General features: G+C 44.1%; 24 protein-coding genes and 2 pseudogenes. 19 read left to right on the top strand and 7 right to left on the bottom strand.

Annotation, left to right across the window (positions count from 1 at the left end; genetic code table 11):
* Positions 1 to 53: 53 nt before the first annotated feature.
* From OXB_RS02285 to OXB_RS02270, 4 genes are all read left to right on the top strand, one after another.
* Positions 54 to 803: an ABC transporter ATP-binding protein gene (locus OXB_RS02285; protein ID WP_052484160.1), complete on the top strand. Its 750-nt coding sequence runs from the start codon at positions 54 to 56 to the stop codon at positions 801 to 803.
* 15 nt (positions 804 to 818) lie between these two features.
* Positions 819 to 1874, top strand: a complete 1056-nt coding sequence (locus OXB_RS02280; RefSeq protein ID WP_041071563.1) for an NAD(P)/FAD-dependent oxidoreductase — start codon at positions 819 to 821, stop codon at positions 1872 to 1874.
* Positions 1875 to 1983: 109 nt separating this feature from the next.
* Positions 1984 to 3222, top strand: coding sequence for a mechanosensitive ion channel family protein (locus tag OXB_RS02275; RefSeq protein WP_041071561.1), 1239 nt, complete (start codon positions 1984 to 1986; stop codon positions 3220 to 3222).
* Positions 3223 to 3237: 15 nt separating this feature from the next.
* Positions 3238 to 3966, top strand: coding sequence for a pirin family protein (locus OXB_RS02270; RefSeq protein WP_041071560.1), 729 nt, complete (start codon positions 3238 to 3240; stop codon positions 3964 to 3966).
* Positions 3967 to 4035: 69 nt separating this feature from the next.
* Here the strand turns inward: OXB_RS02270 and OXB_RS02265 are convergent, their stop codons facing one another.
* The 4 genes from OXB_RS02265 to speB form a co-directional block, all read right to left on the bottom strand.
* The gene (locus tag OXB_RS02265) at positions 4036 to 4788 is read right to left on the bottom strand and encodes a creatininase (protein ID WP_052483835.1); all 753 of its coding nucleotides are present in this window, start codon (positions 4786 to 4788) and stop codon (positions 4036 to 4038) included.
* Positions 4789 to 4799: 11 nt separating this feature from the next.
* Positions 4800 to 5534, bottom strand: a complete 735-nt coding sequence (locus OXB_RS02260) for an aspartate/glutamate racemase family protein (RefSeq protein ID WP_041071557.1) — start codon at positions 5532 to 5534, stop codon at positions 4800 to 4802.
* Between the two features lie 10 nt (positions 5535 to 5544).
* On the bottom strand, positions 5545 to 6945 hold the full coding sequence (locus OXB_RS02255; protein WP_041071556.1) for a cytosine permease: 1401 nt from the start codon (positions 6943 to 6945) through the stop codon (positions 5545 to 5547).
* 129 nt (positions 6946 to 7074) lie between these two features.
* Positions 7075 to 8043 carry an agmatinase gene (speB, locus tag OXB_RS02250; RefSeq protein WP_041071555.1) on the bottom strand — a complete coding sequence of 323 codons (969 nt, stop codon included), beginning with the start codon at positions 8041 to 8043 and terminating at the stop codon, positions 7075 to 7077.
* Positions 8044 to 8277: 234 nt separating this feature from the next.
* Between speB and OXB_RS02245 the strand changes: the two genes are divergently transcribed.
* From OXB_RS02245 to ahpF, 7 genes are all read left to right on the top strand, one after another.
* Entirely contained in the window at positions 8278 to 8727 is a 450-nt protein-coding gene (locus OXB_RS02245) for an Lrp/AsnC family transcriptional regulator (protein WP_041071554.1), read from the top strand.
* 78 nt (positions 8728 to 8805) lie between these two features.
* Positions 8806 to 9471, top strand: coding sequence for a ferredoxin reductase (locus tag OXB_RS02240; protein ID WP_052483834.1), 666 nt, complete (start codon positions 8806 to 8808; stop codon positions 9469 to 9471).
* Between the two features lie 241 nt (positions 9472 to 9712).
* Complete coding sequence (locus OXB_RS02235) at positions 9713 to 11074, top strand: ethanolamine ammonia-lyase subunit EutB (RefSeq protein ID WP_041071553.1); 1362 nt, start codon at positions 9713 to 9715, stop codon at positions 11072 to 11074.
* A gap of 17 nt (positions 11075 to 11091) precedes the next feature.
* Positions 11092 to 11949, top strand: coding sequence for an ethanolamine ammonia-lyase subunit EutC (eutC, locus tag OXB_RS02230; RefSeq protein ID WP_041071552.1), 858 nt, complete (start codon positions 11092 to 11094; stop codon positions 11947 to 11949).
* A 79-nt stretch (positions 11950 to 12028) separates the two neighbouring features.
* Complete coding sequence (gene pduL / locus OXB_RS02225) at positions 12029 to 12703, top strand: phosphate propanoyltransferase (protein ID WP_041071551.1); 675 nt, start codon at positions 12029 to 12031, stop codon at positions 12701 to 12703.
* 467 nt (positions 12704 to 13170) lie between these two features.
* Positions 13171 to 13740: an alkyl hydroperoxide reductase subunit C gene (gene ahpC / locus OXB_RS02220; protein WP_041071550.1), complete on the top strand. Its 570-nt coding sequence runs from the start codon at positions 13171 to 13173 to the stop codon at positions 13738 to 13740.
* Between the two features lie 171 nt (positions 13741 to 13911).
* Positions 13912 to 15441, top strand: a complete 1530-nt coding sequence (ahpF, locus tag OXB_RS02215) for an alkyl hydroperoxide reductase subunit F (protein ID WP_041071549.1) — start codon at positions 13912 to 13914, stop codon at positions 15439 to 15441.
* 136 nt (positions 15442 to 15577) lie between these two features.
* Here the strand turns inward: ahpF and OXB_RS02210 are convergent, their stop codons facing one another.
* Positions 15578 to 16162 (bottom strand): hypothetical protein, encoded by a 585-nt coding sequence (locus tag OXB_RS02210; RefSeq protein ID WP_231860351.1) that lies wholly within the window; start codon positions 16160 to 16162, stop codon positions 15578 to 15580.
* A gap of 298 nt (positions 16163 to 16460) precedes the next feature.
* Between OXB_RS02210 and OXB_RS18585 the strand changes: the two genes are divergently transcribed.
* The 8 genes and pseudogenes from OXB_RS18585 to OXB_RS02175 all read left to right on the top strand — a co-directional run bounded on the left by OXB_RS18585 (position 16461) and on the right by OXB_RS02175 (position 22044).
* Positions 16461 to 16673 (top strand): DUF6366 family protein, encoded by a 213-nt coding sequence (locus OXB_RS18585; protein ID WP_041071547.1) that lies wholly within the window; start codon positions 16461 to 16463, stop codon positions 16671 to 16673.
* Between the two features lie 39 nt (positions 16674 to 16712).
* Positions 16713 to 17075, top strand: a pseudogene (locus OXB_RS18580) (AAA family ATPase); the annotation flags it as partial.
* Between the two features lie 153 nt (positions 17076 to 17228).
* A pseudogene (locus tag OXB_RS02195) lies at positions 17229 to 17685 on the top strand (helix-turn-helix domain-containing protein); the annotation flags it as partial.
* A 20-nt stretch (positions 17686 to 17705) separates the two neighbouring features.
* Positions 17706 to 18509, top strand: coding sequence for a hydantoinase B/oxoprolinase family protein (locus OXB_RS19120; RefSeq protein WP_197539999.1), 804 nt, complete (start codon positions 17706 to 17708; stop codon positions 18507 to 18509).
* 294 nt (positions 18510 to 18803) lie between these two features.
* A complete protein-coding gene (locus OXB_RS18300) occupies positions 18804 to 18923 on the top strand; it encodes a YjcZ family sporulation protein (protein WP_144399635.1) in 120 nt (39 codons plus the stop codon).
* Positions 18924 to 19142: 219 nt separating this feature from the next.
* A complete protein-coding gene (locus OXB_RS02185; protein ID WP_144399634.1) occupies positions 19143 to 19895 on the top strand; it encodes a DUF2971 domain-containing protein in 753 nt (250 codons plus the stop codon).
* Positions 19896 to 20015: 120 nt separating this feature from the next.
* The gene (locus tag OXB_RS02180; protein ID WP_041071545.1) at positions 20016 to 21473 is read left to right on the top strand and encodes an aldehyde dehydrogenase family protein; all 1458 of its coding nucleotides are present in this window, start codon (positions 20016 to 20018) and stop codon (positions 21471 to 21473) included.
* A 274-nt stretch (positions 21474 to 21747) separates the two neighbouring features.
* A complete protein-coding gene (locus OXB_RS02175) occupies positions 21748 to 22044 on the top strand; it encodes a YciI family protein (RefSeq protein ID WP_041071544.1) in 297 nt (98 codons plus the stop codon).
* Between the two features lie 96 nt (positions 22045 to 22140).
* Here OXB_RS02175 and OXB_RS02170 read toward each other — a convergent pair whose 3' ends face one another.
* Positions 22141 to 22839 carry a membrane protein gene (locus OXB_RS02170; RefSeq protein ID WP_041071543.1) on the bottom strand — a complete coding sequence of 233 codons (699 nt, stop codon included), beginning with the start codon at positions 22837 to 22839 and terminating at the stop codon, positions 22141 to 22143.
* Between the two features lie 147 nt (positions 22840 to 22986).
* Positions 22987 to 23289: a hypothetical protein gene (locus tag OXB_RS18575; RefSeq protein ID WP_144399633.1), complete on the bottom strand. Its 303-nt coding sequence runs from the start codon at positions 23287 to 23289 to the stop codon at positions 22987 to 22989.
* Positions 23290 to 23399 lie beyond the last annotated feature (110 nt).

Here is a 23399-nt window from a genome sequence, read left to right as displayed (position 1 = left end):
TGGTGAGAGTGAGTACGTTGGAAGCAAGTTCCCTGACTTTGGGATATAGTGAAATGAAAATTATCGAGGATCTGCATTTGACGATACCTAAAGGGGAAATAACTGTCTTTGTCGGGGCGAACGGCTGCGGGAAATCGACGTTATTGCGATCGTTGGCTCGCCTCCTGAAACCGCAATCGGGTGGGATAATTTTAGATGGAGAGGAATTACGGAGTTTGTCCACCAAAGAGGTGGCCAAGAGGCTTGCGATTCTCCCGCAAACGCCGCTTGCACCGGAAGGGCTGACTGTTCTGCAGCTAGTGAAGCAGGGGAGATACCCCCATCAAAGCTGGTTGAAGCAGTGGTCGAAAGAAGACGAGGTTGTTGTGAATCGTGTTCTCGAACTAACGAACATGAAAGAATTTGCGGAAAGGCCTGTAGACTCCTTGTCTGGCGGGCAGAGGCAACGGGCGTGGATTGCGATGACGTTAGCTCAAAAAACGGAAATCATTCTATTGGATGAGCCGACAACCTACTTGGATTTGGCTCACCAGATTGAGATTTTGGACCTCCTATTTGATCTGAATGAGGTTGAAAACAGAACGATTGTCATGGTGCTGCACGATTTGAATTTGGCATGTAGGTATGCTCATCATATTGTAGCCATTTGTGATAAAAACATCTATGCGCAAGGGAAGCCAGAAGACGTCATTACACCACAAATGGTGAAGGATGTCTTTTGCATGAGTTGCGATATCGGAAGGGATCCGATTTTTGGCACGCCATTATGTATACCGTATGGGAAAGGCAGGAAGATAGAATAATGAGGTGTTTTTCAGATGAACTCTAAAGAGATTCTAGATGTGACAATTATTGGAGGCGGTCCTGCAGGATTGTTTTCCGCGTTTTATAGCGGCTGTAGAGAGCTGAAGACTAAACTGATTGAGTATCATCCATACCTTGGCGGTAAATTGAATGTTTATCCCGAGAAAATGATCTGGGATGTGGGTGGGATTGTCCCTACTCCAGCTCATCAATTAATTGAACAGATGGTGGGGCAAGCAAACACATTTCAACCTGAAATATTGCTCAATACAAAAGTGACGTCCATTTCAAAAAATGAAAATGGTATCTTCATAGTACATACTGCAACAGGGGAAGAGCATTATTCGAGGACAGTCATTTTAGCGATCGGCGGGGGAATCTTAAAACCGACGAAGCTCGAGATTGATGGGGCTGAGCGATTTGAAGTTACGAATCTCCATTATACGGTCAAATCCCTTGCTCAATTTAAAGGAAGAAAAGTGCTTATTTCGGGTGGTGGGAATTCTGCAATTGATTGGGCAAACGAATTGGAGTCGATTGCGGAGCAAGTGTATATAACGTATCGAAAAAATACATTGAAAGGTCATGAAGCCGAAGTATCGAGGTTGCTGAATAGCACAGTCCAATGCTTTTTGAATACAACGATTGAAAAACTTATAGCATCCGACAGTCATGAAACAATTGAGCAAGTGGTCTTACGAGACGAGGAGACGGGTGAAAGTATTTACGTGGAAGTAGATGAAGTCATTATCAACCATGGCTTTGAAAGAGAAAGGGAGTTGATCGACAACAGTACGGTTGATATTGAGATGGCCACCGACATTTGGGTAGCCGGCAATTCGATGGGCGAGACTTCCGTGGAAGGCTTGTTTGCGGCTGGAGACATTCTGGAACACGAGGGGAAACTTCGGCTGATTGCAGGTGCATTCCAAGATGCGGCGAATGCGGTAAATCGAGTAAAACAATTTGTAACGCCTGAAGCCAGTTCCCGTGGGGTCGTTTCCACTCATAACGAAATGTTCAAAGAGAAAAATAAAGAGATCCTTAAGCAAGTCGTTTCCAAGAAGTAAGCATGACTTTAGGGTATATGAACAAGACCCCGACAAAATGCCGAAGAAAGAGAGGATCCCTCCTTTCTGTTATAATGGAAAGCAGACTACGGACGTTGGAGGGAAACAAATGAATTTTATTCGTAACCGGCTCTTGGGTTACGGAGTGGATGAGGCGTGGGTTGGCTATCTTTCAATTGCCATTATGATCGTTTTTATCGCGTTACTTTGTATCCTCGCGAATTTTATTACGAAAAAAGTGGTCATCCGATTCATCACTCATATCGTGAACAAGAATAAATTCAAATGGGATTCTATTTTACTGGAACGAAAAGTGTTCCATAAGTTGTCTCATATTGTACCGGCTATCATTATTTATATGTTTGCTGTCACCTTTCCCGCTTATCAACATGTCATTGAAAAAGCAGCACTGGCCTATATCATCATCGTGGCACTTATTGTGATCAATAGTTTATTGAGCACCGTGAATGATATTTACCAAACGTATGAAGTTTCGAAAGTGAAGCCGATCAAAGGATATATCCAAGTGATCAAAATAATTGTCTTCATTTTGGGCATTATATTAGTCATTGCGAATCTGGTTGGCGAGAGTCCACTCATGCTGCTCAGTGGGATTGGGGCCCTTTCCGCAGTGCTGATGCTTGTTTTCAAAGATTCCTTGTTAGGGCTGGTGGCAGGTGTTCAGCTATCTGCCAATGATATGGTGCGCGTGGGCGATTGGATTGAAGTGCCAAAGTATGGCGCAGATGGGGATGTCATCGATATTTCCTTGAACACAGTGATGGTACGGAATTTTGATAAGACGGTGACGATGCTTCCGAGTTATGCGCTTATCTCGGATTCATTTAAAAACTGGCGAGGGATGCAAGCATCCGGGGGCAGGCGCATCAAGCGCGCGTTGAATATTGATACAACCAGTATTGCATTTTGCACGCCGGAAATGATTGAGAACTATAAAAATATCCACTTCCTAGCGGATTATATTACGGAGCGGGAACGTGAAATCGTCGTGTACAATGAAACGAATCAGATCGACCGCAATAATATTGTCAATGGGCGGGCACTGACGAATATCGGAGTTTTCCGGGCCTATATTACGCAATATTTGCAACGCCATCCGGGCATCCACCAGGATATGACGTTAATGGTACGTCAATTGGCGCCCGGGGAGAATGGGCTGCCGATTGAAATTTACGCCTTTACGAATGATACGGCATGGGCCGTATATGAAACGGTGCAAGCTGATATTTTTGATCATTTATTTGCAGTTGCACATGAATTTGGACTCCGTGTGTTCCAAAATCCAACAGGTAGTGACTTTCAAAGGGTGAGTGAGAAACTTAGTTAGAAAGGGGGGGATTCGTTGTTACAAAAGCTTTCGGCTGAAAACCATGCACAACCGTTCCGGGGACCATTCACCATTACACGTGTTCAACCAGGTAGAATTTTGGGAGATAACACAGATACCGCATTTGGCCCATTGGCGATCATCGATCATGCGGTCATGAAAAAAGGGTTGACCATTAAAATGCACGAACATATCAATGATGAAATACTAAGTTACGTAAAGACAGGTGTTATGCACCATAAAGATTCTGCCGGGTTTGAAGCGCCGATTGCAGCTGGGAAGCTCATGATGATGAATGCGGGGGCGGGCTTTTGGCATGAGGAAAAAGTGAAGGAAGACGAGGTCGAGATGCTACAAATCTTCATTCGACCGGAGGAAACGGATCTTTTACCGAATATCCAATTTCATGACAAGCCGGCAGACAATCCTGATTGGTATGTCATGGTAGGGCCCGAAGGAAGCAACGCTCCCCTTTATGTTAGACAAAACGTCTTTATATTAGATGCGCATCCTAAAGCCGGCGAGGAGCTGAAGATTCCAGCCTATGTTGGACTTACGCCATTTTTATATGTAATGGACGGAGAGATCACGGTTCAAGATTTCGTCATTGGAAAACAAGAAGCAGTAACGGATTTAGTTAATCCACTGCCCGAGCTATCTACAAATGAAGACTCGACGATTGTATTATTCCTTGTCGATATGGATGCACAGATGTCCATGGATGGGACCGTTAGTGGTTTGTAGTAACTCGACTAAAGCAAAGGGGCATAGAAAGTCAGTTATAATGAGTTCCTATGCCCTCCAATTTATGAATTACAGGTTAAACTCTTTTTTTATAATGGATACCGTATTCTTCACTATATCATTTACAATCAACTCGCCAAGTTCAGCGCATCCATTAGTTGGATTGCTTAATGCCCCCGACTCGTGGACAGGCCCTCTTTCCTCGGGATATACATCGTACATGGGGAAGGCTATATCTGGTACAGGAACTGCCCTTTCCATATGAACTAAATCTGGTCTAAAGTACAACATTAAGGAAGTCTCTACTAATCCGGCATGCTCTAAGTCTATGCTTTTCATTCCGTAGACTTTTAGCTTTTCTACAACTTCTTCACTCATCCCTCCTGGAACTACTTTAATAATTTTTACATTATCAACGTTATGTTCTTTTAGGGCTAGGTCAATTCCTTCATGTAAAAACATTGCATTTTCATAATGGCCATCAAACACAACTATCCTTTTGGCACCGTGGCGAATAAATTCAGACAGAATATCTTTCACCATTGATATCAATGTCGTTCCACTCAGACTAGTCGTTCCTACAAAGGTTTGTCCCCCACCACTCTTTTGCAAAGATTTATACCCATACGTTATAACAGGGGCAACGATCCCGTTTATTTCTTTAGCTATCAATTTACATTTTTCATTAGCTTGATACGAATCTGTACCGAGTGGTAAATGGTATGCGTGTTGCTCAGTCGAGCCTACTGGCAAAATGACCACACCATCTTTTATTCTTTCTACATATTCCGGCCAAGTCATTTCCGACATTAAAACAGTCATCTTGTCCTCCTTCATAAATTTAATAATCCAGGTACATTAATTAATTCCGGGTTTTGTGGAGTTTTATAAGAGTATATCTTACTATTGTGAAGGCCTAATCCTATAAGGGACTCCACTACTTTTACACCTGCGGCTACCGGGTCGATCACCGGGACTTTTACGATTTCTTCCATTTCCTTAGCGAGTCCTGTCATTACTCCACAACCTAAAATGATAACTTCTGCAAAATCCTCTTCTATAGCATTTCTAGATTCCCTAATAATTAATTCTTTTACATAATCGCGATTAGTAAACGAATCCGCCGAAGCAATAACAGGTGACCTTAGAGAGGCTAATCTATTTGCAGCATTACATTTAGATACCACTTCTTTATAAACCCATCTGGACCATGGACCGACCGTGATGATTGAGAAGTTTTCACTAACGAATCTAGCCAACATTATGGAGGACTCCCCAATTCCTACCACAGGTTTATCTGTGAGTTCCCTGGCTGCATGAACGGCTGGGTCTGCAAAACATCCAATCACATAACCGTCATAGGATCCTTCTTTTTCCGACTTGATTATCTCTTCCAAAATATGATAACATGCGATTTCTTTAGTAAAGGCATTATCTATAGATTTGGGTCCTGCTGCAGGATTCGTGCAAGTAATGACCGTTTCTTTGCTAGCCACCGCTTTAGCGGATTCTTTCATCATAGCGGTGATTTCCTCATTCACATCAGGATTAATGATTTTTATTTTCATATGAAACCCCTCAATCTTCTAAGTTATAAGCATTTTGGTTGATATCTTTTGAATAACTTTTCAAGGCCCGAAACTTTGTTAGATAGTAATAGGTGATTCCGGATACTAGGAAAGCGACCAACAACATATAACTCCAAGAGAAAATGGAGGCTACTACGCCTAGTGCATAGGCAATGAATGCGATAGGGTTGCTTCCTTTAAAGTATTGATATTCTCCCTTAGAATAATAAAGATCATCGAGATTTATGATTCGCTTCCTTATCAAATAATAATCCGTTATGATAATACCTGCTATAGGCGCTATTAAACTCGCCATAATACCCATGGCATTTGAAATCGACTCGGCTGCATTCCATGGCTGGGCGATTAAAGCCACTGCCACCACACCAGTCGCAGCAAGCCTTAAGTTTACCTTCTTATTCAGCATACTGCAGACGATATAAGCAGATCCTAAAACATTTGCCCCGGCATTTGTAGATAATAGCGCCAAAATAATGAAGAACTGACACAGGATCACGATACTGGTCGAACTCTGACCAACTGTTTGTGTAATGACTTCAATTGGATTTCCGTTTCCGGTTAGCGCTTTAGAAACGGCACCGATATATCCAAATAAGACGGAAGCCGGTATGAGCCCCCAAAATTGTGCAATTGAAAACTTCACATTGCCTTTAAGCCATGTTTTTGTGCTTTCTTCATTTGTTTTACATTCTCTTGTTATATCATTAAAACCAGCTACCACCATAATCCATCCACCTGCAATAACCATTGTGGCAAAAACAATTTCCTTAATACCGCCGGTTGTTGCACCCATTGCCATCACTTCATTCAAATTCGCGTCATTTATTTTTAATATCATATACAAGAGGTATATTCCCATGATTAAAAGTACAGGAGAGACAAACCAGTTAAAAATTGCGACGAATTTAGCACCATAGAACACTAGTAACACTGTACATATAGCGATTATACCCATTGATATAAACAGGCTATTAAACCCGATAGTCAGTTTAAAAATTTCATTAAGTGCCATCCCGGCTATCCAAGTATTAAAGCCCGCCCAAAAAACGGAAGGAACTAATCTGATTAGCCCTGCAAAATGTCCTCCCTTATAACCGAAGGACAATGTGATGCTTGTTGCAAATGAAATACCATATCTAATACCTATATCACTGATTAATACGGAGACTCCCCAACATAGCGTTAATCCGGCTATCAAAGCAATGACTATCTGACTTAAGGATAAGATATCAACTAGTTGGCCACTAACTAGAAAGACACCAAGTTGGACAGACATTCCAAACCAAGTAACTCCCAAAGTTAAAGGAGTAATATTTCTTTCTTTATACGTGTAGGGCCTTAAATCTTTGTTATATAAGTCGTGCTTTTCAGTTAATTTGAAATCTACCATTTCCTTCACTTCCCCCTCGAGGATAATATGAATCAACCCTAATCCCTTGGTGTGTCTATCATCAATCCCTTTCTCCATCCAGTTTAGCAAAGGATGGAGAAGGGAGTGAGACGGTTATTCAATAGAAAACTAAACCAAATTGACTTCGTTTTGCGACAATTGATATCTCTTTTCTTTTGCCTTAAAAATAAAACCTAAAAATTCATTAATAAGTTGTTGGGCTAGATGACTAGTAATTCCCGAAGGATCATAATCAGGTGCGACTTCTACCAGATCAAACCCGATCACTTCTCCCTTATTTGCAATCGTTTCCAAGATGGTTTGAATCTCGTGAAATAAAAAACCACCGGCCGAAGGGGTTCCCGTCCCTGGTGCAATGGAAGGGTCAAGTCCGTCAATATCCAATGTAATATAATATCTTTCTGCATCCGGAATGTAGTCACCGATATTATGGATACCTATTTCTCGTATTTGTTTGACTGATTTGATAACGCTTCCATATTCGTTGGCATCTTCAAAATCTTTTTTGTAACTACTTCCAACCCCCCTGATACCAAGCTGCGCCATTCCATTCACATAATCCATCTCTGATAATCTTCTCATTGGGCTACCCTGACCCAGCTTTTGACCACCAGGAGCATCTGACCAATCCAGATGTGCATCAATTTGGATCACACAAAAATCTCCAACCTGATTCAGGCCTTTTCCAATGGCTGCTGTGATGGAGTGATCTCCACCTATTACGACAGGAAGCGCACCTTTTTTAACAATTTTTCGAACATCTTCCTCGATGTTTTTAAAGCTGTACGTTAGGTCCCCATGGAGTATGTCGACATCTCCACAATCGACGATTTTAACTCCTTTTAGAAACACTTCATTTCTTTCATGGTCATAAAACCCTTCTTCGTTATTCCCTAATGTGGACGCTTCTCGGATTCTTCTAGGAGCAAGCCTAGCACCTGCTCTGTAAGCAGTTCCCATATCATACGGTACACCGATAATCGCAACATCTGCATCAAGTTGATCCAAATCAGTGCAAATTGAATTTCTACCAAAACTACAAATACCTACAGCTGGAATATCTACTCTGTTCTTCATGAAATAACATCTCCTCTAGTAATTTTTATTTACTTGGCGCTGATAAAAAACGAGTTCCTATCATCCCTGTTTCCTAATACGGTTGTTTAGAATTTTTGGATAAATGGGACTGTGATATAATAATAGTCAATATAAATGATAAAATACATATTGAACGGGAGGGGTTTCCTATTAGATAAATCCGTTTGGAAGTAAAGTCTCGCCATAAACTTTCGTTTCGGAGGTGTGGGATAGATGGATGAATTGGATATTCATTTAATAAAACTATTACAGTTGGATGGACGACTCTCCCTAACTGAGTTATCAAAGAAAATTTCGCTCAGTCGTCCAAGTGTCGCGGAAAGGTTAAAAAGACTTCAAGAAAAAGGAATCATTGAAGGCTTTTTTGCCCTGGTCCCTCCAGCTGCGGTGGGAAGAAAATTATTGGTCATGGTCGAATTAAGTGAGATACGGGTATTAGGACACGAGTTTGAGCGAATGATTGTCAATGAGCCTGATGTTATTGAATGCCATCGAGCGACGGGACATGTTCATTACTATATAAAGGCCGCGTTAAACGGAATGGACGATTTGACAAAACTGATTGAAAATCTAACCCCTTATGGGAATACCAGAACTTCTATTTTATTGGGCACACCGCTGGTCAGACGTGTTATATTACCTAGTGACCAGCTTGAAACATAATTGTCGAAGGCTGAGTGGACATGAAAATACCCAAGCTACCGATTCTGGTGATCGGAAAACTGGAGATAGGAGGTCAATATGGCACAAGACAAGATCAGCGTGATTGTAGAAGAAATTAAAGAAGAAACGCCTCTCGTGAAGTCTTTTAAGCTAACCTCTGCAGATGGCTATGAGCTACCTATGTTTAGTGGAGGTTCACACATTACTACCTATATTGATCCTCCGAATCAAGAAACACTCGTACGCACCTATTCATTGATCAACAATTCCAAGAAAACAAGATACTATCAAATTGCGATTCAGTTAAATGACAAATCCCAAGGCGGGGCTTTTTATTGGCATCATCACGTGAAGCGGGGTGATCGTTTAGAAATTAGTTATCCGAGTAATTATTTTCTCCTTAGTTTTCAAGCGAAGCATCATGTGTTTTTTGCGACGGGCATTGGGATTACCCCTTTTTTATCCATGATAGAAGACATCGAACACACCAGTGAAACATTTGAGCTGCACTATGCCGCCAAATCTAAAAATAAGTGTGCCTTTTATCATTTCCTCAAAACAAATTATCCAGATCAGGTGAACTTCTATTTTTCGGAAGACGGAAATAGAATGAGCAAGGACCTGCTGGAAAACCAACCAATCGGCTCACATGTGTATTTCTGTGGAACAGAGGAAATGATCAATGAATTTTCCAAAACTGCTAGAGCATTAGGTTATCCTGAGAAAAGTATTCATTTCTATTAATATTCGAGTTATCAGATGAAGGAATTTGGATGAGGCAAGATTTCATGCTTTTTAAGAAATTGCAAAATTACTATTAGTAATATAAAATAAGGATAATTAACAAAATGGTAAATGAGGCAACGGCGCCTTTCACGTCCTGAAGAATGTCTTTTCAGGATGACGTGAAAGCGCCTTTTTTTCGTTTTCACTTCATTCAGCAAATGCTTTTTGTGAGCGTTATCAAAAAAAGGGGTGTTGCACGGTGAAATTATCCTGTGTAGTAAAAGGAACTCATTATTCGTTTACGTCGGTGAAAGATGTACTGGCCAAAGCAAGTGAAGCGAAATCAGGTGATGTCATGGCGCGGGTGGCGGCAGAATCATCGCTTGAGCGCATGGCGGCAAAAGTAGTGCTCAGCGAAATGCAGCTGAAAGATATTTATGAGAACCCTGTCATTCCATACGAGACGGATGAAGTGACCCGTCTAATTTATGATGATATTAGTGAGACGATTTACAAAGAGATTCAAAACTGGACAGTTGGAGAACTGAGAAATTATATTCTTTCCCATGAAACCGGTACGGATCAACTCGTGAAACTTTCGAGAGGCTTGACAAGTGAAATGATTTCGGCTGTTGCCAAGCTCATGTCGAGTATTGACCTTGTATTGGCTTCACAGAAAATAAGACCTCAAGCTCATTGCAATACGACAATCGGGGAACCGGGCCGCCTGGCATTCCGCTGCCAACCCAATCATCCGAATGACGTGCCGGAAGGAATCTTGTATTCCATTAAAGAAGGCTTGTCTTACGGAGCGGGCGATGCGGTGATCGGCATTAACCCGAATGTGGATACGGTCGAGTCAGTCAAAAGGATTTTGACCTTGTCACATGAATTTATGGAGCAATGGAAAATACCAACTCAAAACTGTGTGCTGGCCCATATCACGACCCAAATGGATGCCTTGAAACAAGGCGCACCTATTGCACTGATGTTTCAAAGCTTAGCCGGTACACAAAAGGGAAATGAAGCATTTGGCATATCGAAAGAAATCATTGATGAAGGTTATGAGATGATGGCTCGCTATGGTACATCAGCAGGACCGAACTTTATGTACTTTGAGACAGGACAAGGCTCGGAAGTATCGTTAAATGCCGACCATGGTGTAGATATGCAGACGCTGGAAGCGAGAACTTATGGGTATGCACGTCACTGGAAGCCATTCATGGTGAATAACGTTTCCGGGTTTATTGGACCAGAAACACTTTATGATGGGCGCCAGTTAATCAGGGCCGATCTGGAAGATGTATTTATGGGGAAATTGCATGGCTTGCCAATGGGCATCGCCCCGACTTACACGAATCATATGGATGCCGATCAAAATGATCAAGAAGTAGCTGGTATGTTAACCGCATTGGCAGGAGCAAATTTCTACATGGGTGTACCAGGTGGAGATGATGTGATGCTGAACTATCAAGATACAAGCTATCACGACGATGCTAGTTTGCGCGAGCTTCTTGGGCTGCGTCCGCTTCGCGAATTTGAAAAATGGATGGAAAATATGGGCTTGATGGAGAACGGTAAACTGACCAAACGAGCAGGAGACTTATCGATCTTTGACTAAAGGAGGGGAGGGGTACAATGGATATTCAAGAGATTGTTAGAAAAGTAATGGAAGAACTGTCGAAAGAAAACGAATTGCCGAAAGACAACGCCGTGCAAGAGACAGGAGAGATTATCAACTTTCCTGAGGAACGGGTTCAGGAAGTGGAGGAACCGCATAATGCTGCATCCATTAAGCGGGCCCAAAGTATTTCACCTGCCCGAATTGGAATTGGCCGAGCTGGGACCCGGATGCGGACGACAAGTTATTTACAATTCTTAATTGATCATGCAGCTGCACAGGATGCAGTTTTAAAAGATGTAAGTGATGATCTTCTTCAAGAAATGGATCTGCATAAACTGGAGACGAAAGCTAAGGATATGAAGACCTACTTGATGGATTTGGACGCTGGGCGAAAGTTGTCGGATGAATCCGTTGCGTGGTTAAAGGAGAATGGCGACAAAGGGAAAGAGGTCCAAATTATCGTGTGCGATGGACTAAGCTCCTCAGCTGTAGAAGCCAATATAAGGGATTTGCTTCCTGCTTTAATGCAAGGATTGCAGTTAAAAAATATTAGCGTCGCCAAACCGTTTTTTATTAAGCGAGGGCGCGTGTGGGTGCAGGACGAAGTCGCGGCCATCGTGGATTGCGACCTTGTCATTTCGTTAATAGGCGAACGACCAGGCTTAAATACCGATGAAAGCTTGAGTGCTTATATGATCTACCGGCCGAATGAAAACACGGTTGAGGCGGATCGGACTGTCATTTCCAATATTCATAAAGGCGGGCTTGCTTCAGTTGAGGCTGGTGCTCATTTGTCTGAGCTGATTGAGCAAATGCTTCAGGCTAAGTGCACAGGGGTTTCGTTTGCCAGGAAAAGCAATCTAAATTTGTAAAGAACATGTGCATGCACTTGTTAAGGATCTTGCCAGAAGGACCAAGCTAAGCCGTTTTATCTAGAAAGGTGTGAACGCAATGGACAGGCAATGGATTGAAAAAGTCGTCGCCGACGTGACGGTGCACCTTCGGGAGACTGTTGCAGCCGCATCGCCGGATATCGTGATTCCGGTTGCGGTGTCAGCTCGGCATGTTCACCTGTCCCTTGAGGATGTAGGAGCCCTGTTCGGCGAAGGATATGAGCTGACGAAACGCAGGGAATTATCCCAGCCGGGTCAGTTTGTTTCTAATGAAACCGTTGTAATTGCGGGACCGAAAGGGAGTCTGGAACATGTACGTGTTCTAGGTCCGGCCCGCAAGCTGACGCAGGCTGAAATCAGCCGGACCGATGCAATGAAAATCGGCCTTCGCCCGCCAATACGTGAATCTGGCAATATAAAAGGATCAGCGTCATGTACCCTTATTGGTCCCGCTGGAAGCGTATCTCTCCCAGAAGGGCTGATTATTGCCCAAGCCCATATTCATATGTCTCCTAGAGATGCGAAAAACTTTGGTGTGATCGATGGAGAATTTGTGACAGTAGAAGTTAGCGGTGAACGGCCGTTGACAATCGATAAAGTATTGATTCGTGTGTCCGATCGTTATCGCCTTGAAATGCACATCGATACTGACGAAGCAAATGCAGGATTTATAAGGTCTGGTGCCCCGGGACGGATTGCAGCCGAACGCACAGGCATTGGAAAGCACAACTAATGGGGATTCCTTGAATCAAAAAATTCGAAACCCGGGGGCCAACATGGAAAGGCGGTGATTACTAACTTTCCATGTTGGCCCCCTTTACATGCCTTTCATTATAAATATTCTGCCGCGTTTTGAGAATCTCCCATACCATGCTATCCCTCCCGGCTTTGAGAGCATCCCATCATTCTTAATCGAGAATCCTATATCATAGTTGAGAATTCACGCTGACATTTGAATTTATTATCCATCAATAATATACAGATCTTCATTATAAACATTGTCAATGTTTATACATGAAGAGAGAAAAAACGACAATTATGAGTGTATTTGTTGACAAAAATGACTGGGTATATAATAATTAGTATGTAATTAGAATTATTATAGTTAAGCAGTGATCCTTAGATAATGATTGCTGCGGTTTAGGTTTTTATGAAATGACCTAGACTAACTATAAATAACACACTAGGAGGAATTTTTTTATGTCGTTAATCGGAAAAGAAATCCTGCCATTCAAAGCGTCGGCTTATAATGCAGGTACTGGTGAGTTCATCGAGGTTACTAATGAGGACTTGAAAGGCCAATGGAGTATCTTTTGCTTCTACCCAGCAGACTTTACATTTGTTTGCCCAACTGAACTTGGCGACCTTCAAGACCAATACGCAACACTAAAAGAGCTTGGCGTTGAAGTTTATTCCGTTTCTACGGACACACACTTTACACATAAAGCTTGGCATGATCACTCTGATACAATCAGCAAGCTCGAATACATTATGATCGGTGACCCTTCTCAAACAATTACACGCAACTTTGATGTGCTTGACGAAGAGGCTGGTCTTGCAGATCGCGGCACATTCATCATCGATCCGGATGGCGTTGTACAAGCACTTGAAATCAATGCGGGCGGAATCGGACGTGACGCAAGCATCCTAGTCGACAAAATCAAAGCGGCACAATATGTACGCAACAACCCAGGTGAAGTTTGCCCGGCGAAATGGAAAGAGGGCGAAGAAACCCTTAAACCGAGCCTTGACCTAGTAGGTAAAATTTAATATCACGATAGTGGAATAACGGGGGCGGCCCCTTTTCATTAGGGATAGGGGCCCCTTTTTTTTAGGCATTCGGTGGATGCCTTAGATGTTGAATCGACTAACTCGATTCAACATCTAAGGCAATCACGCCGACTTATGTTTAAGTAAAGTACAAATTAAGGAGTAGATTACATGATACTAGATGCAGATATAAAAGCACAATTAGACCAATATCTTAAAATGATGGAGGGCGATGTGCTGCTCAAAGTTAGCGCGGGAGATGATAAGGTTTCGCGTGAAATGCTGGAACTTGTGAATGAACTGGCCACCATGTCATCACGCATTGAAGTGGAGCGTACAGAGTTGGAAAGAACTCCGAGCTTTAGTGTCAATCGCATCGGTGAGGATACTGGAGTCGTTTTCGCTGGTATTCCGCTTGGACATGAATTCACTTCACTCGTCCTTGCTCTATTGCAAGTGAGCGGCAGGGCGCCAAAAGTGGATAAGAAAGTCATTGAGCAAGTGAAGAAGATCGAGGATAAGCTTCATTTTGAATCCTATATTAGCTTGAGCTGTCAAAACTGCCCGGAAGTGGTACAGGCACTTAACCTCATGAGCGTATTGAACCCAAACATTACGCACACGATGATTGACGGCGCAGCATATAAAGAAGAAGTGGAAAGCAAAAATATTCTTGCTGTCCCGACTGTATATTTGAATGGGGAGCCGTTCACAAACGGTCGGAAGACAATCGAAGAAATCTTGGCTGAACTCGGAAGCGGCCCGGACGCTTCAGAGTTTGCCGATAAAGATCCATTTGACGTACTCGTTGTCGGCGGAGGACCAGCTGGTGCGAGTGCTGCGATCTACGCGGCTCGTAAAGGGATTCGTACAGGAATTGTCGCTGAGCGTTTCGGCGGTCAGATTTTGGATACGGCTGCAATTGAGAACTTCATTAGTGTCAATCGCACGGAAGGTCCTAAACTGGCGGCTAGTCTTGAGGAGCACGTGAAAGACTATAATATCGACGTGATGAATTTGGTACGTGCGAAACGTTTGGAGAAGAAAGATCTCATTGAAATCGAATTGGAAAACGGTGCTGTTCTGAAGAGTAAATCCGTCATCCTTTCAACAGGAGCGCGCTGGCGCAATATCGGTGTACCGGGCGAGGCGGAATTCAGAAACAAAGGGGTTGCCTACTGTCCGCATTGTGACGGTCCGCTATTCGAAGGCAAGGATGTTGCAGTCATCGGTGGAGGTAACTCTGGTATTGAGGCGGCAATCGACCTTGCGGGAATCACCAACCATGTTACCGTCCTTGAATTCGCACCTGAACTGAAAGCCGATTCTGTTTTGCAAGATCGCCTGTACAGCTTGCCGAATGTCACTGTCGTGAAAAACGCTCAAACAAAGGAAATCACCGGTACGGATAGCGTAAACGGAATTACGTATATTGATCGTGATTCAGGTGACGAACACCATATCGAGCTAGCTGGTGTCTTCGTTCAAATCGGTCTAGTCCCTAACACGGATTGGCTCGGCGACGCAGTGGAACGCAATAAATTCGGTGAAATTGTTGTCGATAAGCGTGGCGCCACGAACGTCCCAGGCGTATTTGCTGCGGGAGACTGCTCCGATAGCGCATATAAACAAATCATTATTTCAATGGGATCCGGAGCGACTGCATCACTAAGCGCATTCGATTATCTCGTTCGAAACTAAATCATTCCTATGCAGAGGAACAGGTCAAAAATAGACCTGTTCCTTTTTTCTATCCTATATTGGATTTTCGAGGTATGGTACGTAATAAAAAAGCACCTGTCTAATTGGAATGACAGGTGCTACTAAAAACACTTAATTATTCAAATGAGAAGTCCACTTCAATTGTATATGTTGATCCTTCCATCCCAGACACGTGAACTTTAGCATCACTCCAGGCTCTTGCAGCACCGTCTCCCGAAAGCCTTGGGTTCCAATCCCATCCAGTAATGTAAGAAAAAGTGTTTGAATCAGGGCTTCTAGACAGGTTATTACCCATGAATGATCCAGCATGTGCATACACATTTCTATTTGATAAATAATAAATACTAGAATTTGGGCTCCAACTACCCCACACTCTATTCACTCTAATGTCATTACCCCGTACGTCATAGTTGGCATTTAATCTAGCTGTTACACCGCCTTGATTTTTTGAACCTCCCGCATCTATAAAAGGAATAATATCAGAAGAGTATAGTTTTTCTAGCGGAATAAAAACATCATAACCTACTTCTATTGACTCCTTATCAGATTTAATAGAATTAACTTCTATTAAATCCTTTGTCTCTATTGGATTTAGTAAGGTAGTTTCCCCAGTTTGATCATTTGTTACACTAATTTTAACTTGATTATTTATTCCGTAACCGGACAAATCCCCACTTGCATAGCTTGTACTTGTTGCCAACAAACCAACAAAAAATACTGTTAAAATGGGCGTTAATATTTTCCTTAAAATGTTTATCTAAACCACCCTTTCCATTTTTATATTATAATGGTAACATATATTTAATAAATGTAAAGTTAATTCCGAATGTTCATTTAAATAAAAACAGTTGTGGAATAAGTTTTTTGAGTAACTTAATAAAGTCTGTTTATCAAATTTGTTTCAGGTCCTGAGCTAACTTCACGCGGTTTATAGACTTTATTATTTAAAAAGGGGTAGAATAGTTTCAAGATAAATAGTTTGATTGGGAGGTTATTATATGGATTCAAAAGAAAAACCCCAGGAAAAAAGAGAACGGCTAAGACAAGAAGAATTAAAAAAAAACCCCATGGGTTCCTTGCATGATGCCTTAAACAGAGGGAGTAGTGGAAATTTAACTGATTTAACAGGTGGTATGGGTTGGAAAGGTACAGGTATATTAATTTTAGTGTTAATTTTGGGGTTTATTATTTACAAGTTAATTACAAGTTAATTACAAGTTAATGGGAAAGACTTTCGGATAGCTCCCCGTATTATTGATTCATACGGAAGGATCTCCCTCCATAAACAGTCACATGGCGAATCGTTTTGGGCCACCTTCATGAACCGGCTGCAAGGAAAAGGGATTTATCTTATGGATGAGCCTGAAGCTGCGTTATCTCCGTTGCGCCAATTGTCCATGCTATCCCGAATTCATGAATTGGTCGGACAACAGTCGCAATTTATTATCGCGACTCATTCTCCGGTTATCATGGCCTATCCGCATGCCCGAATCATTGAATTTACAGAGGATGGGGCAAAGGAGACATCGCTTGAAGAAACAAACCATTATCAAATGATGAAACAATTTTTTGATGATAAAGATCGGTTGCTGCATCACTTATTCAATGAATAACAACGCACACCATTTCTGAATCAAAAACTGCCATTTCCTTTGTCTGATAGGGAGAGGCAGTTTTTTATTCTATTTAACAGTACCCAAAACCTCTTTTTCCGCTATGAAGGGAACGTATATTCCTATTGTGGTGGAGGAGCGAGGTGATATGAAATGGCACACAAAGCACACAAAGCATACAAATTCCGGTTGTATCCGACAAAGGAGTAGGAAGTATTTCTAACCAAGACATTCGGATGCGTCCGTTTTGTCTATAATAAAATGCTTGCCGAACGGAAGGAAACCTATGAGCGATTCAAAGAGGACAAGGAATCGCTAAAGAAACAGAAGTTCCCGACGCCTGCGAAGTACAAGGAGGAGTTCGAGTGGCTCAAAGAAGTGGACAGTCTGGCACTTGCGAATGCCCAGTTGAACCTGCAATCGGCGTTCTCCCGTTTCTTTTCCGGCAAATCCGGCTACCCGGAATTTAAAAGCCGCAGATCCAGGCACGACTAATCTGGTCAGCGGGAACATCAAGCTTCTGGACGGCTCCATCAAACTGCCGAAACTGAAACAACATCGTGACATCCCAACGCACCACATCATCAAGTCCTGCACCATTTCCCAGACATTCCAATCAATGAAGGCTATATGAACCCTGTTACGGTGACGGCACCGGAAGGGACAGTAGTGAATCCTCGTCTGCCAGCGCCATGCGGCCATGCCACAGCATGTGTCGGGGCGGAAATTGCGGAAGCTGTACTGGAAGCGATCTCCCAATGTGCCCCAACGAGGGTGGGAGTCAATGCCCACAAGCTGCCGCTGGCCTATTCCCATGGAAAATACGATGATGGCAAACCGTGGGTCAATCTGAATTTCTACGACTATACAGGCGGTGCGGGCGCGGCCTATGAGACAGACGGTTGGGGCCTTTATCCACCTGTCATGACGGGTGTTATCCTTCCGTCGATTGAAATGAATGAAGTACAATATCCAAGCCGTGTCTTGAAACATGAATACATGAGCGACTTTACAGGGGTCGGAAAGTGGAGAGGTACGCCTGGCTTGGATGTGCAAATTCAGCATCTCAAAGAGAGTTCCACCAGTGTCATGATGGCGGGTGTCCGGAATACGACAAAAGGATATTGCGAGGGCAAGAACGCGCCGTCGAATAAAGTGATCGTCAATTACGGAACAGCCGAAGCGCAGATAATAGAAGAAACCGCGTTTGAAGTGAAGATGCCGGCAGAGGGAATCATCCAATTCTACCGGGCTGGCGGCGGTGGCTGGGGAGATCCTTTGGAACGAGATCCGGCCAAAGTGCTGGATGACGTGTTGAATGAATTTGTCAGCATGGAATCCTCGCTGCATGACTATGGCGTTGTCATCGATCCGAAAACCCGTACGATCGATGTTGCTGAAACAAAGCGTGTCCGGGCTTCCCGAAATTCCTAAAAACAGTGAGTTCATGGCAGTGAATTCCAATAAGATCTCCGACTGGAGCCAGCTAGTCGGTGTAATCGTGGTTCACCAGATTTCAAAATAACAAGCCCCTCCTCCTAATCGGCAGATGGAAGAGGGGCTTGTGTCATTGAACCCGGGATGCCGGGTACAGCCAAAATTCGTCCAGCCCGCGAACAGATTCTATAGCCTGGTACCCCAGTCTATCGCAAAGCGCATCGATTACCTAAGTCCATTCAACGGTATGTCATATACTGTACTACACTCTTATAAATGGAGGTGTCAACTATGGGTGCAGGTACAGGCGGATATGGCGGTTATGGCCAGGGAGCAGGATTTTATCTAATCGTGGTCCTTTTCATCCTTCTGATCATTGTCGGTGCTTCATGGGTAGGTGGCGGTTATTAAGAGATGACGCACCATCGACAGGCAGGTCCAATTGAATGGGCCTGTCTTTTAGTTTCCATGTAACAGTCCTCTCTTTAGCGACTTTTTTACAATGTTTGTTTGGCAAGCAGGAATTACGAGTATATTACTATGTACTACGAAAACGCGTGTAAAGTGGGGCGAAGATTGTGAAAGAGCAATTGCTGGCGTTTTTGAAACGCGGAGATACGACAGGGGCCCTTGCTTTGTAAATTTTATCCACTGTTGGACGAGTGGTTTGCTAATTATGAACAGGTAAACGAAAATCGTCTTGCTCTGCTGGAGGAAAATGAATTTTGGATGTCTTCGTATTCGAATTTAAATGATCCCTATGAATTTAAAGCCTTGCTCTATGAAGAGGCCCATTTGGCTCCCAAGGGCCTGCATACGGATGCCTTATACCAATTCATCAAAGAGCGGCAGAGCCATTATGGGATCGGTTGTTTCAGCACGAATTTCAGTCGGAATATGCCGATGTGGGCTCATTATGCAAATAATCATAAAGGGTATTGTGTGGAATACGAAGTGATCGATCCACGTAATATTTTTAAAGTCTTCTATGAGGAGAAGCGGCAGAGACCCACTTTTTTATTTCCATCGGCGGTTCAGGAAATCCAGGAGGTCGAGCAAGGAAAAAGGCGCAGGATCTCCAATAATACGGAAGTGATTTTCCTTCTTCTGTTCTTAACGAATTTCATGAAGCATGAAACCTGGTCTTATGAGGATGAATATCGGATTTTATATAACTTCCACCGCAATATCGGTGAGGGACGGACAATCTCCAATGGGAAATTGGGGATATGGCCGAAAAGCATTTACCTCGGCTTGGCAATCAGCGATGTTCATCGTTCCGCTTCGATTGAGATTGCAAGGAAACTCCGGTGTGCGGTGTATCAGATGAAATTGGATGACAACAGTGAACTATTCGAGCTGCTGGCGATGCGGATTGATTGATAAACATGACTGGCCAGAAGGGATGCTCTGCCCCTCGTTTAGAGCTTATTCTCAGTATTTGCGTTTAATTCCTACCGTTTAGAGGAAAAGTAGGGGGAAGAGTCTTTTAGGAGGGGTAACGTGGAGAAGTATATTGGGTTGGAACAACAATATATAGCAGGGCAATGGCGTGAGGGGACGGGGAAGTCGGTATATCAAAACAGGAACCCGTATACGCAGGAAGTCATTCAGGAAATTTATATGGCGAGTCAAGAAGATATTGACGAGGCCTATGAGTCGGCGGCGAAAGTTCAGAAGGAATGGGAACAGGTCAATGCGTTCCAGAAATCTGAAATTATGGAGAATGCCGTTCGCATTATGAAGGAGCGTCGGGAAGAGTTGGTGGAGTGGTTGATGACGGAAGGGGGATCTTCATTCATCAAAGCGAATGTGGAAGTGGATTTCTGCATCGCCATCACACGGGAGGCTGCGGGTTTCCCGATGCGGATGGGCGGTGAAATGGTCCCATCCCTTGTACCCGGAAAGGAAAACCGGCTGTTCCGCAAACCGTTAGGCGTATTGGGAGTCATCAGTCCATTCAACTTTCCGATGTATCTCTCGATGCGGTCGGTAGCCCCTGCGTTGGCTGTCGGGAATGGGGTTGTACTGAAGCCGGACGAGCAAACGGCGATGACGGGCGGTATCCTTCTCGCGAAAATATTTGAAGAAGCCGGCTTGCCGGAAGGTTTGTTCAATGTAGTCATCCCTTCGATTGAAGAAGTGGGGGATGGTTTTGTCGACCATCCGATACCACGGATGATCTCCTTCACCGGTTCCACCCCTGTCGGAAAGCATATTGGCGCGCTCTGCGGGAAAAACGTCAAGAAAGTGGCTTTGGAGCTTGGGGGCAACAATGCTTTGATTGTCTTGGAAGATGCAGACCTGGACAAAGCGGTCCACTCCGCAATTTTCGGCAAGTTCATGCATAATGGACAAATATGCATGGCCATCAATCGGATCATCGTCCAAGAGACTGTCCGGGACGCTTTCTTAGAGAAATTCATCGAAGCCGCTAAGAAAATCCCGGTTGGGGACCCGTTTAATAAAGAAAATATGATCGGCCCTTTGATCAACCCGGGAGCAGTGGAACGGATTCTCGGAGAAATTGAAAAGGCGAAACAGCAAGGTGCCGAAGTCGTACTGGAAGGGAAAGTGGAAGGCAGCGTCATGCACCCGACTATCCTGACATCCGATACGAATGATGTCGCCACGGCCCAGCATGAAATGTTCGGTCCGGTAGTCACGGTCATCCCATTTGCGACAGAAGAAGATGCAATCCGGATTGCCAATGATACGCAATATGGGCTAAGTGGTGCGGTCCATGCAGGTTCTATAGAAAAAGGCGTCCAAGTGGCACTTAAGCTGGAAACCGGAATGGTGCATGTGAACGACCAAAGCGTCAACGATGAACCGCTGATTGCATTCGGCGGAGAAAAGGAATCCGGTATCGGACGCTTTGGCGGCAGATGGTCATTGGATGAATTCACAACCTACCAGTGGATTTCGACACAAGATGTGACAAGGGAATACCCGTTTTAAGGAGAATGCGGGTGGAGAGCTGACGGACTGGCGGTTCAACGCCTACTGTCAGCTTTTTTCTGGAATCCGACCTTCGCCGATAATCTGATATGGGTTCTTTCAATACTGCCACCCATTCCGCTATAATGGAAGTCAAAAGGGTATCGAAAAGGCTTGTGTACGGCGAGCGTTGTCCATTGCTAGTTCGGCGGCACGTGGTGGAAGTATGGAGAAGTGGGCTGTATTGCCACTACAGAAAAAGCGTTGAGCCTATTATATTAAGGGGGTAGAAAGTATGCAGTTCATTGTAATGGCGTATGATGGCACGGACGACGAAGCGCTAAGTCGCAGATTGCAGGCGCGGGAGCAGCATTTGCAATCGGTCACCCAACGTGCAGAAGCAGGAGAGCATTTATACGGAGCGGCCTTGCTCGATGACGATGGCAAGATGATCGGTTCCATGATGGTGGTGGAGTATCCATCCCGTGAAGAGTTGGATCGATGGCTAAAAGCGGAACCATATGTACTCGGGGATGTCTGGCGGAAGATTGAGATCAAACCATGCCAAGTGCCCCCGATTTTTCTGACATGAAGAAGATGATCCCTTTCCGTATCAGCAGTTGGACATGGAAAGGGTTTTATTATGTGGCAGGAGGACCTTGGGATTCTTATTTCTGTGCCACCTTCTTCAGGCCAGTTTCCTACCCCCATCCATCAGTTTCCGATACTTGTTGGAAAAGCCGATGATGAGAGGGACGAGCACAATTGTCGGGAGAAACCAGACAATCAAGCTGACGGCGTCAATCCGGAGTAGGCGCGGCGCTCCGAAAACAGTGAACGCCGTCACGGTAGCTATGCAGCAGGACAACATTCCGACAATATGCTCCACCATCCAGTGGGATTTCGTCTTCGGCACTTTTAGCCAATACACCAACTGGGAGCCGCCCAGGAAGATGCCGAGCAGCGGAAAATATTGCAGTAACGGGAAGTCAATGATCCAGCCGTAAATCGAAATCCCGACGCCTGCCCCTGCCAATAAAGTAGGGAAGAACAGATCCACGATGTGCCGATGGGCTTCTTTCCGACGTTTCTGTCGAAGGACGCGAACGCCATACCAAGCGGTTGCGGAACTTAAAATCGCGATGAAGATCAAGAACCATGAAAACGGGATGGCATCCGCATCCGGGCCCGCGTCCCATGTAAGACGGTAAATCCCCATGCTAAAGGCAGTCACCGAAACACTCGCCATTGCCCATACATAGATCCAACCGATCCGGGTATGCGCTTTTCCTCCTTTTTTCGTAATGATAGGCAGCCAAAACACGGAGAGGGCTAGAAACCCGCTCAGAATATGCAGCCAACGCAATCCGTTGAAAAGCCATTCCATACAATCACAACCTTTTTCAATTTGTAACCTAACGTCTATCGTGTGGGTAGTTGTTGCGTTCAAGAATATAATTCGTCAATCATCACGTGACTCCTTTTCTGAGGAAGAAAGTAAATGGGGAAAACCACAAGTTGCAAGTAGAACATCCTAGAGTGCAAGCAATAGGCGTCCGAGTGCAAGTAACAGGCGTCCAAGTGCAAGCAATCCCTTTGCGGGTGCAAGGAAAGCGGTCCGGGGTGCAAGCAAACCTGGCTTCCGCGCAATCAAATGAACGTGTGCAAGCAATAGGCGTCCGAGTGCAAGCAATCCATCTGCGGGTGCAAGGAAAGCGGTCCGGGGTGCAAGCAAACCTGGCTTCCGCGCAATCAAATGAACGTGTGCAAGCAATAGGCGTCCGAGTGCAAGCAATCCATCTGCGGGTGCAAGGAAAGCGGTCCGGAGTGCAAGCAACCCCGACTTCCGCGCAATCGATTGAACGAGTCAAATGAATGTGTGCAAGCAATAGGCGTCCAAGTGCAAGCAATCCCTTCGCGGGTGCAAGGAAAGCGGGGTGCAAGCAA

Source organism: Bacillus sp. OxB-1, from assembly GCF_000829195.1.
Taxonomy (GTDB): domain Bacteria; phylum Bacillota; class Bacilli; order Bacillales_A; family Planococcaceae; genus Sporosarcina.
Note: the sequence above shows the minus strand (reverse complement) of the source record. Positions and strands in the feature narration are given on the sequence as shown.